Annotated in this window: 15 protein-coding genes; 7 read left to right on the forward strand and 8 right to left on the reverse strand. The window is 62.3% G+C overall.

Going from position 1 to position 12,406, the window contains the following annotated elements; translation table 11 throughout:
• Positions 1 to 4: 4 nt before the first annotated feature.
• Genes Q0O99_RS10325 through Q0O99_RS10335 form a run of 3 tightly spaced genes read right to left on the reverse strand, consistent with a single transcriptional unit; the run spans position 5 to position 1,538 of the window.
• Entirely contained in the window at positions 5 to 376 is a 372-nt protein-coding gene (locus Q0O99_RS10325; protein WP_293751076.1) for a dihydroneopterin aldolase, read from the reverse strand.
• Entirely contained in the window at positions 373 to 768 is a 396-nt protein-coding gene (locus tag Q0O99_RS10330) for a dihydroneopterin aldolase (protein WP_293751078.1), read from the reverse strand. The genes Q0O99_RS10325 and Q0O99_RS10330 overlap by 4 nt, the downstream gene beginning before the upstream one ends.
• On the reverse strand, positions 765 to 1,538 hold the full coding sequence (locus tag Q0O99_RS10335; RefSeq protein ID WP_293751080.1) for an SDR family oxidoreductase: 774 nt from the start codon (positions 1,536 to 1,538) through the stop codon (positions 765 to 767). The genes Q0O99_RS10330 and Q0O99_RS10335 overlap by 4 nt, the downstream gene beginning before the upstream one ends.
• A gap of 131 nt (positions 1,539 to 1,669) precedes the next feature.
• On the opposite strand from Q0O99_RS10335, the gene Q0O99_RS10340 reads away from it, so the two are divergent.
• The 5 genes from Q0O99_RS10340 to trxC all read left to right on the forward strand — a co-directional run bounded on the left by Q0O99_RS10340 (position 1,670) and on the right by trxC (position 4,419).
• A complete protein-coding gene (locus tag Q0O99_RS10340; RefSeq protein ID WP_293751082.1) occupies positions 1,670 to 2,785 on the forward strand; it encodes an SAM-dependent methyltransferase in 1,116 nt (371 codons plus the stop codon).
• A 19-nt stretch (positions 2,786 to 2,804) separates the two neighbouring features.
• Positions 2,805 to 2,999: a DUF2905 domain-containing protein gene (locus Q0O99_RS10345; RefSeq protein WP_293751084.1), complete on the forward strand. Its 195-nt coding sequence runs from the start codon at positions 2,805 to 2,807 to the stop codon at positions 2,997 to 2,999.
• A 386-nt stretch (positions 3,000 to 3,385) separates the two neighbouring features.
• Positions 3,386 to 3,601 (forward strand): hypothetical protein, encoded by a 216-nt coding sequence (locus tag Q0O99_RS10350; protein ID WP_233204898.1) that lies wholly within the window; start codon positions 3,386 to 3,388, stop codon positions 3,599 to 3,601.
• A 14-nt stretch (positions 3,602 to 3,615) separates the two neighbouring features.
• Positions 3,616 to 3,876, forward strand: a complete 261-nt coding sequence (infA, locus tag Q0O99_RS10355; protein ID WP_019426546.1) for a translation initiation factor IF-1 — start codon at positions 3,616 to 3,618, stop codon at positions 3,874 to 3,876.
• Positions 3,877 to 3,972: 96 nt separating this feature from the next.
• Positions 3,973 to 4,419, forward strand: coding sequence for a thioredoxin TrxC (gene trxC / locus Q0O99_RS10360; protein ID WP_293751092.1), 447 nt, complete (start codon positions 3,973 to 3,975; stop codon positions 4,417 to 4,419).
• Between the two features lie 71 nt (positions 4,420 to 4,490).
• On the opposite strand, the gene Q0O99_RS10365 is transcribed toward trxC, so the two are convergent.
• From Q0O99_RS10365 to Q0O99_RS10385, 5 genes are all read right to left on the reverse strand, one after another.
• Positions 4,491 to 5,741, reverse strand: a complete 1,251-nt coding sequence (locus tag Q0O99_RS10365; protein WP_293751094.1) for a multifunctional CCA addition/repair protein — start codon at positions 5,739 to 5,741, stop codon at positions 4,491 to 4,493.
• An 8-nt stretch (positions 5,742 to 5,749) separates the two neighbouring features.
• Positions 5,750 to 6,433, reverse strand: coding sequence for a glutathione S-transferase family protein (locus Q0O99_RS10370; RefSeq protein WP_293751096.1), 684 nt, complete (start codon positions 6,431 to 6,433; stop codon positions 5,750 to 5,752).
• Positions 6,434 to 6,495: 62 nt separating this feature from the next.
• Positions 6,496 to 7,455, reverse strand: a complete 960-nt coding sequence (locus tag Q0O99_RS10375; protein WP_293751098.1) for a complex I NDUFA9 subunit family protein — start codon at positions 7,453 to 7,455, stop codon at positions 6,496 to 6,498.
• Positions 7,452 to 8,540: a M14 family metallopeptidase gene (locus Q0O99_RS10380; RefSeq protein WP_293751100.1), complete on the reverse strand. Its 1,089-nt coding sequence runs from the start codon at positions 8,538 to 8,540 to the stop codon at positions 7,452 to 7,454. Before Q0O99_RS10380 ends, Q0O99_RS10375 begins: the two co-directional genes overlap by 4 nt.
• 11 nt (positions 8,541 to 8,551) lie before the next feature.
• Positions 8,552 to 9,763, reverse strand: a complete 1,212-nt coding sequence (locus Q0O99_RS10385) for a M20 aminoacylase family protein (protein WP_293751102.1) — start codon at positions 9,761 to 9,763, stop codon at positions 8,552 to 8,554.
• A gap of 145 nt (positions 9,764 to 9,908) precedes the next feature.
• On the opposite strand from Q0O99_RS10385, the gene Q0O99_RS10390 reads away from it, so the two are divergent.
• Positions 9,909 to 12,002: a molybdopterin oxidoreductase family protein gene (locus Q0O99_RS10390; RefSeq protein ID WP_293751104.1), complete on the forward strand. Its 2,094-nt coding sequence runs from the start codon at positions 9,909 to 9,911 to the stop codon at positions 12,000 to 12,002.
• Between the two features lie 26 nt (positions 12,003 to 12,028).
• Positions 12,029 to 12,331, forward strand: coding sequence for a polyhydroxyalkanoic acid system family protein (locus Q0O99_RS10395; protein ID WP_293751106.1), 303 nt, complete (start codon positions 12,029 to 12,031; stop codon positions 12,329 to 12,331).
• Positions 12,332 to 12,406 lie beyond the last annotated feature (75 nt).

Genomic DNA, 12,406 nt, shown 5'->3' on the forward strand with positions numbered 1-12,406 from the left:
AGGTTCACCACTGTCCGGTTTCCATGCGAATGGCCACCGCGCAGTCTTCAAAAATTTCAAGTTTGGCAATCTTGACGCGCACACCCAGCACACCGGGCAACTGCATCAGGCGGTTGGAGACTTTGCCGATCAGTGTTTCCAGCAGGTTGATGTGCTCGGCCGTGCATTCGTCGATGATGATTTTGCGCACCTTGCGGTAATCCAGCACATGGTGGATGTCGTCGTCGCTGGGCATCAGGGGCTGCGTGCCCAGGTTCAACTCGGCATCGACCTGGATCGGTTGCGGGTCGGTTTTTTCGTGCTCCAGAATGCCCAGGTTGGCGTCAAAGCGCAAACCGGTCAGCTCCAGGGTTTGTTGTCCTGCGGGGGTTTTCATGTTGGGGGTTTCATTTGGAAAATTTCAACCCCAACCGCTTCGCAGTCTGGGTACACATCGGGCTTGCAGCTCGAAAGGCGCACCGCCTGCACCTGCGGGTGTGCGATCAGCTCGCGCATCAGGTCGTCGCACAAGGTCTCTTGCAACACGATGTGGCCAAGGGCCACGCGTTTGGCAATCACCTCGCGGATGAAGTCGTAGTCCACCACCTCGGCCAAGTCGTCCTGCGTGGGGGTGGATGCGCTGCAGGGCACAAACAGCTCCACGTTGAAGACGATGCGCTGGGGGCCGAGCTTTTCAAAGTCGTGCGCGCCGATGCGCACGTCCACCGTGTGGTTGCGCAAAAACAGGCGGCGGCAGTTCAGCGCCAAATCGGTCATGAGGTCGTTCATGAAACGGCTTTCGTGTCGGCCAAAAACATCACGTCGCGCGCCAAAGGCACCAGGTGCTGGCCGTTGTCCACGCACACCGTGGTGCCGGTGATGCAGGGGTTTTGCGCCAGAAACAGGCAGGTGGCCGCCACTTGCGTCGGGTCGATCGGCTCACGCAACAGGTTCACGCGGCTGTTGCGGTCAAAGTTCTCTTGGGTTTGCGGGCCGCTCAAAAACATCAGGCCCGGGGCCACGCCGCACACGCGCAAGGGGGCCAGAGCTTGGGCCTGCAAGGCCACGGCGCGCTCCAGCGCCAGTTTGGAGACGGTGTACGAGAAATAATCGGGGTTCAGGTTGAACACCTTCTGGTCGAGGATGTGGACCACGCTGCGCTGGCCGGATTTCGCGTTGGGTGCGGCTTGCTGGGCCATCAGCGAGGCCAGCAGCATGGGCGCGATCAGGTTGACCTCGATCTGCAAACGTGCGCCGGGCAAGTCCATGTCGTTTCCCTCGTCCGGCTCGAAAAGCGAAGCGTTGTTCACCAAGCAATCAAGCGGGCCGTGGCAGTGCGCGATGTGCGTCATCATCTGTTCGACTTGTTCGCTCTGGGCCAGATCGGCTTGCACACATTCCACATGTCCCCCTGATGCCTGCAGCTCAGTCTGCAGCGCCTTGGCCGCATCGGCCGAGCGTTGGTAGTGGCACCACACGCGCCAGCCCGCGGCTGCAAATTGGCGAACGATCTCTGCGCCCAGGCGGTGAGCGCCTCCGGTGACCAGAACTTGTTTCATGAAAGGGGGCTGGGCAGAGGGGACTGCGCAGGAACATCCGAGGTGACAAAGGGTTGAATTATCGGGCAAGCCATGGATTTGGCCCCCGGTGCCCCGGCAAACGCCCATACACCTTCGGCGACAATCGCCGCGTGAGCACGCCGAATCCCCATCCTCCATCCGAATTGACCCTGCGCATCCACCAGGCCATCGCCCATGCCGGTGGCTGGATCGGTTTTGACCGTTTCATGGCCATGGCCTTGTACCAGCCGGGTTTGGGTTATTACACCAACGCCCTGCAAAAGTTCGGTGCCATGCCCTCATCGGGCAGCGATTTTGTGACCGCGCCCGGCATGACCCCTTTGTTTGGTCAAACCCTGGCCGCGCAGGTGCGCCAAGCGCTGGAGGCCACAGGTACCGACGAAGTCTGGGAGTTTGGCGCGGGCACCGGGGCCCTGGCCCTGCAGCTGCTGGACACCCTGGGCGATGCGGTTCGCCGTTACACCATCATCGATTTGTCGGGCACTTTGCGTGTTCGCCAGGCTGACACCCTGTTGAAATACGCTGACAAAGTGCGCTGGCTCGACGCCTGGCCCGACGCCATCGAGGGCGTGGTGGTGGGCAACGAGGTGCTGGACGCCATGCCGGTGCAGCTTTTGCAGCGCACCCAAGGCGTCTGGCATGAGCGCGGTGTGGTCAGCGCGGGCGAGGTTGATGGTCTTGGCTTTGCCTGGCAAGACCGCCTGACCGACCTGCGCCCACCTGTGGACATCGAAGGCGAGCACGACTATTTGACCGAAATCCATCCCCAGGCAGAGGCCTTCATCGCCAGCTTGGCCGAGCGTTTGCAGGCTGGGCGGGGTGGTGCGGCGTTTTTTCTGGACTACGGTTTTCCCGAAGGCGAATACTTTCACCCCCAGCGCCACATGGGCACGGTGATGTGCCACCAGCTGCACCAAGCCGACGACAACCCACTGGTGGCGGTGGGCCAAAAAGACATCACGGCGCACGTCAACTTCACGGGCGTGGCACTGGCCGCACAAAACGCCGGGCTGCATGTGCTGGGTTATGCCAGCCAAGCCTGGTTTTTGCTGAGTCTGGGTCTGGCAGATCGCATGGCGGCTTACAGTTTGGCCGAGCGCAGCCAGGCGCAGCGCCTGGTCAACGAGCACGAAATGGGTGAGCTGTTCAAGGTGGTCGGGTTCGCCACGTCGTCTGATTGGGCCGCTCAGGGCTTTGCCCGGGGCGACCGGTCGCACCGCCTGTAAACGGCATCAAGGCAAGCTTATGTTGCGTTGGCTCATCGTGGTGTTTCTGGCCCTGATCCTTTTCAGTGGCCTGCAGAAATGGCTGCAAAAACTCGGCTTTGGTCGCCTGCCTGGTGATTTCCGCTTTCGCTTGTTTGGGCGCGAATGGTTCATCCCGCTGACCAGCACCTTGCTGCTGAGCTTGTTGGCTGCAGCCATAGCACGTTGGGTATGAGGCCCGGGTAACACAGAGCTTGAAGGCCTTCAACCCGAACGTGTTACAGTGCGACACGCCATTGGCGACTTATGCCCATCTAGCTCCTTGCGAGCCGATAGCGCATCCCGGCAGAGGGATGCCAGTCTTGTCCTCCACTGTGCACATCGCCCGCCATGCTTACCTAGCTGGGCTCAGACGATTTTTTTGCTTCCTTTTTTGACGCGCCTCTGCACGGTGCTGTTGTTGGGCAGGCCTTGCAGTCTGCGTATGGAGGCGTCTTTTTGGCAGCAGGACATGCCAAGACCCGTGCCGCTGCACAGCCCTCAAGAAGGCCGAAAAAAGCGGCGCGACCCCCTTCGTTAAAATACATGATTACTTCATATTGTTCACACCAACCCATCTCCATGGGAAAATTCCGAATTCAACCGTGCTCCAGGGCTTTGCCCAATGGCGCATTTGGCGCGCAAGTGTCCGTGGCCAGTGGCCGTGGCAGCGCCAGCACCGACCGCGTGATGCGGTTTGTGCCCGAATTTGCAACGCCTGACGCCGCCAGCCAATACGCCCTCGATGAAGGCATGTTGTGGGTCGAGCGCCAGACTTCCAAACCGATTCTGCTCTGAGAAAGACGTTATAAATGGCTAAAGAAGAACTGATTGAACTGATGGGCGTGGTCAACGAGGTGTTGCCCGACACCCGTTTTCGCGTGACCTTGGACAACGGTCACCAGTTGATTGCCTACTCCGCGGGCAAGATGCGCAAAAATCACATCCGCATTTTGGCAGGTGACCGCGTGACGCTCGAGCTCTCGCCTTATGACTTGAGCAAAGGCCGCATCAGCTTCCGTCACCTGGCCGGCCGCGCACCGATGGCACCGCGCCGCCCACCGGCTCGTTGATCCTTTCAGGTTGATGGTGTTGACCTGAGTCAACGCGCCTGGCGCTTGAATTGCGGATCATGGCCCTCAAGTGATTTTTTAAACACGGGGGATTTCATGACCGTTTCAGCTGACGCCTTGCACATTGTTTGTCCGCACTGCCACACCACCAACCGCGTGCGTGTGGCCGACACGCGCAACGCACCCGATTGCGGACAATGTCACCAAGCTTTGTTTGATGGACACCCGCTGGCGCTGGATGCGGCCAGCTTTGACAAGCACATTGGCCGCAGCCATGTGCCGGTGCTGGTGGACTTTTGGGCCCCTTGGTGCGGCCCTTGCCGCATGATGGCTCCGGCCTATGAGCAAGCGGCAGTTTTGCTGGAGCCCGATGTTCGGATGGCCAAACTCAACACCGAAGAAGCGCAGACCATCTCAGCCCGCTTTAACATCCGCAGCATCCCCACACTCGCCTTGTTTATCGGCGGCAAAGAAGTTGCCCGTCAGGCCGGTGCTTTTCGCACCGCGCAAGACATCGCCGACTGGACGCGCTCGCATTTGTGAACATGGCTTTGGGGGAGCGGTCTTCAACCGCGAAGCATGGGGTGCGGGTGGATCGCGGTCAGAGTCCGCTCCTACAAAGAAGCGCTGACTGCTTGGACTCTGGCCATGGCGATCTGTGCACCAATTTGCGGGCCTTTGAGGCCCTGGGCCGCAGCCGCTTGCGCGATCGGGGCTGTCTCGACCGAGAGGGCTGCTTGTTGGGCTTTCAGCAAGCGCGCGGCTTGCGGGTAAGCCGCATCTTTAAACCCCAGTCGCCCCCGCGCATCGCATTCACACGCTTGCAGCACCCGCTCAAAACGCTCAGGTTGGCGGATGGCGTCGCAGCGTTCCAAGAGGCGCACCAGGGCTTCGGCGTTCAGATCGGCACTGCGGTGGATGTTGCCGTGCTCACGCGCCACCACCTCGGCCAGTTCCTTGCCCTCGGTCGGCACGCGCAGGCGCTCGCACACCTTTTGCAGCAATTTGACGCTGCGGCCTTCATGGCCAATGTGGCGCGGCAGCACGTTGGTGGGTGTGGTGCCTTTGCCCAAGTCGTGCATCAGGCAGGCTACGCGCACAGCCAGCGGCGTGTTCAGGCGTGCGGCCATGTCCATCACCAGCATCATGTGCACGCCCGTGTCCACTTCGGGGTGGTATTCGACGCGCTGAGGCACGCCCCACATGCGCTCCAGCTCAGGCAGCAACACGCGCAGGGCGCCGCATTCGCGCAGCACCTCGAACATGCGAGAAGGCTTCTGGCTCATCAGCCCCTTGGCCAGTTCCTGCCAGACGCGCTCGGGCACCAGGTGGTCCGCCTCGCCGTCTTCGACCATCTGGCGCATCAGCGCCATGGTCTCGTCGGCCACTGAAAAGTCAGCAAAACGTGCCGCAAAGCGCGCCACGCGCAAGATGCGTACCGGGTCTTCGGCAAAAGCTTCGGTGACATGGCGCAGCACCTTGGCCTGCAGGTCACGCTCGCCGCCATACGGGTCCACGATATGGTCAGTCCATTTGCTGGGGGCGGCATGGGCCAGTGTCTCGGGCACCGCCATGGCGTTGACGGTGAGGTCGCGCCGGGCCAGGTCTTCTTCAAGGGTGACGCTGGGGTCGGAATGCACCGCAAAACCTTTGTAGCCCCGGGCCGTTTTGCGCTCGGTGCGGGCGAGGGCGTATTCCTCGCGGGTCTGCGGATGCAAAAACACCGGAAAGTCCTTGCCCACGGGCATGAACCCTTGAGCGCTCATGGCCTTGGGCGTGCTGCCCACCACCACCCAGTCGCGGTCGTTCACGCTTTGGCCCATCAAGGCATCGCGCACCGCACCGCCGACGACAAAAACGCCCATGCTGACCTTCAGCGAGCCAGCCGGAAGGGCTCTTCAAAGTCGATGAAGTCCTGCTCTGCCAGCGCGTCGTCGATCCAGGCCTTCACGCCGGGCAGGGCGCACACGCGTTCCATGTAGGCAGCCACATCGGCCGGAACGGGCAGGGTGTAGGTTTTGATGCGCATGACCACTGGCGCAAAGTAAGCGTCGGCAATGGTGAATGGGCCAAACAGCATGGGGCCACTGTGCGCTGCTAACAGACCGCTCCACAGGCTGCAAATACGGTCCAAGTCGGCACGAACGGCGGGTTTGTCGCGCAGGGCCAAAGCGCCAACCTCGGGCAGGTGCGCCTCGATGTTCATCGGGCAAGCGCTGCGCAGGCCCACAAAGCCGCTGTGCATTTCGGCGCAGACACTGCGCGCACGGGCACGTGCGCCGCGCTCTTGCGGCCAAAGTTGCTTTTCAGGGAACTGCTCAGCCACATATTCCGCAATCGCCAGCGTGTCCCAAATGGCCAGTCCGTCGTGCACCAGCACAGGCACCTTGCCCACCGGGTTCACATCTTTCAGTGCGGTCTTGAACTGCGAGTCGGGCTCAAAGCTGTCAAAGCGAACAAAGACCTCTTCAAAGTCAATGCCAGCTTGGCGCAGCAGCACCCAGGGGCGCATGGACCAAGACGAATAGTTTTTGTTGGCGATGTAAAGCTGGATCATGGTTTCTCCCGAAAATCAGACCCTGCATGTTAACGGCTACAGGCCAGAGAAGAGGCCCGAATTCAGCGCCCCGCACCCGCACGCCAGCGGTTCAACTTGCTGCGCGGGCCGCGGTGTCCCAGATAGGTCGGCGCCACGCCTGCGGCAGACGCTGCAGCGATGCCCAAGGCCTGCAAGCCTGGCAACTGGCCCGTGGCCACGTTGTCCACCTTCATCGACGCCAGGTTGTCCCGGCTCATGAGCGGCTCGCCCGGGGCCAACTCCATGGCCGCAGCCTGCAACCAGCCCACCCACATCGGCAAACCAATGACCGGACGGCCTCGGCCCTGGTTCACACCCGCCCACTGTCCTGCCAGCTTGACCAACTCGCCCAGCGTCAACACATCCGGGCCGCACAACTCGTAAGTCTGGCCAATGGTGTCCGGCTTTTGCAGGCAGACCGCCACAGCACGCGCCACATCGGCCACCCACACGGGCTGAAAGCGTGTGCCACTGCCCGCCAGCGGCATGAAAGGCGCCACGCTTTGCAGATCGGCAAACAGGTTGAGGAATTTGTCTTCAGCCCCAAAAATCACGCTGGGCCGCAAAACGGTGAGGTCCAGCCCGGCGTTGTGCAAGACCGTCTCGCCCCTCGCCTTGCTGCGCTGGTACATCGAAGGGCCTTGCGGGTTGGCACCCAAGGCGCTGACGTGCACCAGGCGTTGCACGCCGGCTTTCTTCATGGCGTGGGCGATCTTGCCGGGCAAATCCACATGCACGTTTTCAAAGCGGTCCTCGTTGCCATGCAGTACGGCCACCAGGTTCACCACCGCATCATGGCCGGGCATCAGTCGGGCCAGATCGGCTTCGCTGTGCACCGAGGTCTCGACCACGGTCAGGCCGGGCAGGCTTTGCACGCTGGCCGCATTCACGGCGCGGCGCGTGGGCACGGTGATGTGCCAGCCCAGGCGGGCCAGTTGCTCGCAAACGTGACGGCCGACAAAGCCGCTGCCCCCCAAGACCAGAACGCGCTGGGGGTTCATGCGGCGCTCAAGCCGCCGACGGCCTGGTGCATGGCGTCCATGGCTTGATCGACGATTTGGGCGCGCCATGCGTCGGTGTCGACGTAAAACGCGTCCATCAGGTCTTGTTTGATCTGTTTTTTCAGGGCTTCAGGCGCTTCGGGGTGCAGGTGCAGCCAATGGTCGCCACGCAAGGCACCGATGACCTTGTCAGTGGTTTGCGTGCCGTATTCCATGGCAATGCCGGTGTACTCGGCTTGCGGGCATTCCTGGTAGGCCGACATCCACATCAGGCCGGTGAGGAAGGCTGAGCTGGACGAACCGTCGTAGATGGAGGTGATGCCCTGGCCCCACCAGGCTTTGGCACGGCTGTAGGCCGCTGCGTCGTCGGCGCAGGCAAAAATGCGCTCGCCCACACCGCTGGGGCCCAGGCCTGTGTGCAGGTCGATCCAGGCCATTTTCTGGCAGCGCTGGCCGTACTTTTGCAGCACTTGGCGCAAGGTGAGGTTGCTCCAGGTGGGGGCCTGGCCACCAAAGAAAAGACCGTCCGGAAACTCGTGCTGGCCTTGGGTGACGGCGGACTGAAAGGCTTTCATGCCGCGCTGGGCGATGTACTGGGCGGTGGCCGCTGCATTGGCGGCATCGGGTGGCCAGACCTCGGGCAGAAGCAAGGGGTGGATTTCCTTGTAGGCCTCGTTGCGGGTGAGGGGCTTAGAAAAGTCCTGGAAGTTGCGGTTGATGTCCACGTTCTCGTGGGTCACGCGCCGCACATGCGAAAACCCGTGGGGGTTGAGCCCGTGGATGTAGAGCACCGCCACGCCGTTGGCCTTGGCCGCTGCACGCCAGGCGGTGTTTTGCAGCGCGTGGATTTGTACGCCCGAGCCGCAGTAGCCCTCTACACCGTGGCAGGCGCTGCTGATGACCAGCAGCTGTTTCGCATCGGGCGCGCCGTCGAGCACCACGTCCATGGCCAGTTCTTCGCCGTCGCGCCCTTTGAGCGGGTGGATGTTCGAGTCAACCTTCAGACCTGCAGCATTCGCTGCGTTCAAAAACTTCTGGCGGGCTTCGGCATAACTCTTAGAAAAGCCGTTTTGGTTGTCGTTCATGCGGGGCCCGGTCAAGCGGTTTGTGTCGGATTGGCCAGCCACTGCGTGGCCAATTCCACCCAATAGGTGCCGCCCAGCGGGATCAGGTCGTCGTTGAAGTCGTAGCTCGGGTTGTGCAAGGTGCAGGGACCGCCGCCGTGGCCCATTTCGCGGTGCGCGCCGTCGCCATTGCTGATGAACACATAGGCGCCAGGCTTGGCTTGCAGCATGTACGAAAAATCTTCTGCGCCCATGGTGGGTTCTTGCGTCATCACATGGTCGGCACCCACAATGCCACCCATCACCTGGCGGGCAAAGTCGGCCTCGGCTGGGCTGTTGATGGTGGGCGGGTAGTTGCGGTGGAACTCGAATTCGCACTGCGCACCAAAAGCGGCGCAGATCGACTCGGCCACCAGTTTCATGCGGGTCTCGATCAGGTCCAGCACCTCGATGCTGAAGGTGCGCACCGTGCCTTGCAGTTCGCAGAAATCGGGCACGACGTTGGTGGCTTCGCCCGCATGGATCATGGTGACCGAGATCACGCCCGCGTCGACTGGCTTTTTGTTGCGGGTGATGATGGTCTGAAAGCCTTGCACCATTTGGCAGGCGATCGGCACCGGGTCGATGCCGTTGTGCGGCAGCGCGGCGTGGCTGCCTTTGCCGCGGATAACGATCTTGAATTCGTTGCTGGACGCCATCACCGGGCCTGCGCTCACGGCAAAGGTGCCCACCGGCGCGCCTGGCCAGTTGTGCATGCCAAACACGGCCTGCATGGGGAACTTGTCGAACAAGCCATCCTTGATCATTTCGCGAGCCCCGCCGCCGCCTTCTTCGGCGGGTTGGAAGATCACATACACCGTGCCGTCAAAGTCGCGGTGCTTGGAAAAATGCTTGGCAGCCGCCAGCAGCATGGCCGTGTGGCCGTCGTGGCCGCAGGCGTGCATCTTGCCTTGGTGTTTGCTGGCGTGGGGGAAGGTGTTGAACTCTTGCATGGGCAGGGCGTCGATGTCGGCGCGCAAGCCAATGCCACGCCCGCAAGCGCCGCCGTCGCGCCCGTGCAAGATGCCCACCACGCCGGTGGTGCCCATGCCGCGGTGGATGGGAATGCCCCAGTCCGTCAGCTGCTGCGCCACCACGTCAGCGGTGCGCACCTCCTGAAAGCACAGCTCGGGGTGAGCGTGGATGTCTTTGCGAATGGCCGCAATGCTGGCCGCGTCGGTGAGGATGGAGTCGATGATTTTCATGGGTACAGTCTAGCCACACTTGGATGGAATTGCCAACACCCCCGCGCACATGGGGGACAAACGGGCTGCCCACGAAGGGGCGGGTTTGGGCCACAATCGGACCTAACGATTGCCCCACGCCAGTCTTAACCTTGCACACAGCCCCATGATTGACGCCCTTTTGGCCCCCCAAACCGTGCGCGGCGCCTGCCCGCACGATTGCCCCGACACCTGCGCCCTGCTGACCACGGTGGAAAACGGCCGGGCCACCAAAGTGCAGGGCAACCCGGCGCACGCGCAGACCGATGGTGTGCTGTGCACCAAGGTGGCGCGCTACACCGAACGCACCTACCACCCCGAACGCTTGCTGCAACCCCTGAAACGCGTCGGCCCCAAGGGCTCAGGCCATTTTGAACCGGTGAGCTGGGACGAGGCGCTGGACGCCATCGCCACGCGCCTGAAAACCATCGCCGCTCGCGACCCGCAGGCCATCCTGCCCTACAGCTACGCGGGCACCATGGGCTTGGTGCAAAGCGAGTCGATCGCGGCGCGTTTTTTCCACCAGCTGGGCGCGTCGCTGTTGGACCGCACGATTTGCGCCTCGGCCGGGGCCGAAGCCCTGACCCAAACGCTGGGCAACAAGGTCGGCATGAAGGTCGAGTTTTATGCCGAATCCAAGCTCATCGTCATTTGGGGCAGCAACTCGATTGGCAGCAACCTGCACTTTTGGCGCCTCGCGCAAGAGGCCAAGCGCCATGGCGCGAAGCTGGTGTGCATCGACCCCCGTCGCAGCGAAACGGCCGAAAAATGCCACGAACACATTGCGCTTCGCCCCGGCACCGACGCCGCGCTGGCGCTGGCCCTCATGCACGAGTTGACCGTCCATGGCTGGCTCGACCAGGACTACATCGACCGATACACCCTGGGCTGGGAGGCCCTGAAAGAGCGTGCCTTGCAATGGCCGCCCGAGCGCGCGGCCGAGGTTTGCGGGGTGCCGGTTGAACAGATCCGCCAACTGGCGCGCGACTGGGGCACCACCCAGCCTGCCGCCATTCGCCTGAACTACGGCATGCAGCGCGTGCGCGGAGGCGGCAACGCAGTGCGGGCGGTGGCGTGTTTGCCCGCGCTCACCGGAGCCTGGCGACACCGGGCGGGTGGGGTGTTGCTCAGCAGCTCGGGGCATTACCCGTTGCGGCGTGCGGCTTTGCAACGACCCGACTTGTTGGGCGAACGCCGTCCACGCACCCTCAACATGAGCACCATTGGCGACGAGTTGTTGCACCCGTCATCGCCCACGTTTGGCCCGCAGATCGAAGCCTTGATCGTTTACAACAGCAACCCGGTGGCCGTGGCTCCCGAGTCGGGCAAGGTGGTGCAGGGCTTTGCCCGCGAAGACCTGTTCACCGTGGTGCTGGAGCATTTCCAGACCGACACGGCCGACATGGCGGACTACATCTTGCCGGCCACCACGCAGTTGGAGCATTGGGACCTTCACACCAGCTACGGCCACACCGATGTGCTGCTCAACCGCCCCGCCATTGCGCCCGTGGGGCAGGCGCGCACCAACACCGACATCTTCCGGGCGCTGGCTGCGCGCATGGGGTTTGACGCCCCGTGTTTTGCCGAGAGCGACGAAAGCCTGTGCCGCGGCGCCATTGGCGACGAAAAAGACTTTGAGCAGCTGCTTGAGCATGGCTTTGTTTCTTTGCCTGTGCCCGATGCGCCGTTCGCGCAAGGTGGCTTTCCATCGCCATCTGGCAAGTGCGAGTTTTTCAGCCAACGCCTGGCCGATCAGGGCTTGGATGGCCTGCCTGATCACTTGCCCAATTACGAAGCGGCCGGCAGCGACGCGCGCTACCCGCTGGCCATGATCTCGCCACCTGCGCGCAACTTCCTCAACTCCACCTTTGTCAACGTGCAAAGCCTGCGCGACATCGAGGCCGAGCCGGTGCTGGAAATGCACCCGCAAGACGCCGCTGCGCGAGGCATTGCCGACGGTGCGGTGGTGCGCGTCTTCAACGACCGGGGCACTTACCACTGCAAGGCCAGGCTGAACCAGCGGGCGCGGCTTGGCGTGGTCCATGGCTTGGGCATCTGGTGGCGCAAGCTGGGCCTGAACGGCACCAACGTGAACGAGCTGACCAGCCAGCACCTGACCGACCTGGGCCGTGCGCCTGTGTTTTACGACTGCCTGGTGGAAGTGGCTGCCGATCCGGCTTTCAAACCGGCCACCCATTGGGTGGCCACAGCCCACACCTGAACCCCCAAAAGCACCTTTCAAACACCATGCCTGAACTGAACATTGAACGCGCGCACGCCCTGGGCTTGAGCGGCGCACGCACCGTGGCCGAGCGCTGGCGCGAACAAGCCGAGCAGGAATGGGGCATGGCCTGCGAGTCCGAGCCAGGTGAGTTTGAAGACCGCATGCGTTTCGCGCGAAGTGGCGTGAGCGGTGAACTGGTGGTGTCCGACACCCGCTTTGACCTGCAGCTGAAACTGGGTTTTTTGCTGGGCGCTTACAGCGGCAAGATCGAAGAAAAAATCAAAGCCAATCTGGACGCTTTGTTGGGCCCAGCGCCGCAGGCCTGAGCGCATTTTTTCGCAGGGGCCTGCTGTTGCCATGGACTTTGAAGTTTTGCAGGACGGTGGCTTTAGCCCCGACAT

Source organism: Limnohabitans sp. Rim8, from assembly GCF_945901735.1.
GTDB lineage: Bacteria > Pseudomonadota > Gammaproteobacteria > Burkholderiales > Burkholderiaceae_C > Limnohabitans_A.

What these genes read in the sequence shown, in the direction of transcription:
- Q0O99_RS10325 (WP_293751076.1), bottom strand. Translation starts at nt 376, where the DNA reads ATGAAAACCCCCGCAGGACAACAAACCCTGGAGCTGACCGGTTTGCGC.
- Q0O99_RS10330 (WP_293751078.1), bottom strand. Translation starts at nt 768, where the DNA reads ATGAACGACCTCATGACCGATTTGGCGCTGAACTGCCGCCGCCTGTTT.
- Q0O99_RS10335 (WP_293751080.1), bottom strand. Translation starts at nt 1,538, where the DNA reads ATGAAACAAGTTCTGGTCACCGGAGGCGCTCACCGCCTGGGCGCAGAG.
- Q0O99_RS10345 (WP_293751084.1), top strand. Translation starts at nt 2,805, where the DNA reads ATGTTGCGTTGGCTCATCGTGGTGTTTCTGGCCCTGATCCTTTTCAGT.
- Q0O99_RS10350 (WP_233204898.1), top strand. Translation starts at nt 3,386, where the DNA reads ATGGGAAAATTCCGAATTCAACCGTGCTCCAGGGCTTTGCCCAATGGC.
- infA (WP_019426546.1), top strand. Translation starts at nt 3,616, where the DNA reads ATGGCTAAAGAAGAACTGATTGAACTGATGGGCGTGGTCAACGAGGTG.
- trxC (WP_293751092.1), top strand. Translation starts at nt 3,973, where the DNA reads ATGACCGTTTCAGCTGACGCCTTGCACATTGTTTGTCCGCACTGCCAC.
- Q0O99_RS10365 (WP_293751094.1), bottom strand. Translation starts at nt 5,741, where the DNA reads ATGGGCGTTTTTGTCGTCGGCGGTGCGGTGCGCGATGCCTTGATGGGC.
- Q0O99_RS10370 (WP_293751096.1), bottom strand. Translation starts at nt 6,433, where the DNA reads ATGATCCAGCTTTACATCGCCAACAAAAACTATTCGTCTTGGTCCATG.
- Q0O99_RS10375 (WP_293751098.1), bottom strand. Translation starts at nt 7,455, where the DNA reads ATGAACCCCCAGCGCGTTCTGGTCTTGGGGGGCAGCGGCTTTGTCGGC.
- Q0O99_RS10380 (WP_293751100.1), bottom strand. Translation starts at nt 8,540, where the DNA reads ATGAACGACAACCAAAACGGCTTTTCTAAGAGTTATGCCGAAGCCCGC.
- Q0O99_RS10385 (WP_293751102.1), bottom strand. Translation starts at nt 9,763, where the DNA reads ATGAAAATCATCGACTCCATCCTCACCGACGCGGCCAGCATTGCGGCC.
- Q0O99_RS10390 (WP_293751104.1), top strand. Translation starts at nt 9,909, where the DNA reads ATGATTGACGCCCTTTTGGCCCCCCAAACCGTGCGCGGCGCCTGCCCG.
- Q0O99_RS10395 (WP_293751106.1), top strand. Translation starts at nt 12,029, where the DNA reads ATGCCTGAACTGAACATTGAACGCGCGCACGCCCTGGGCTTGAGCGGC.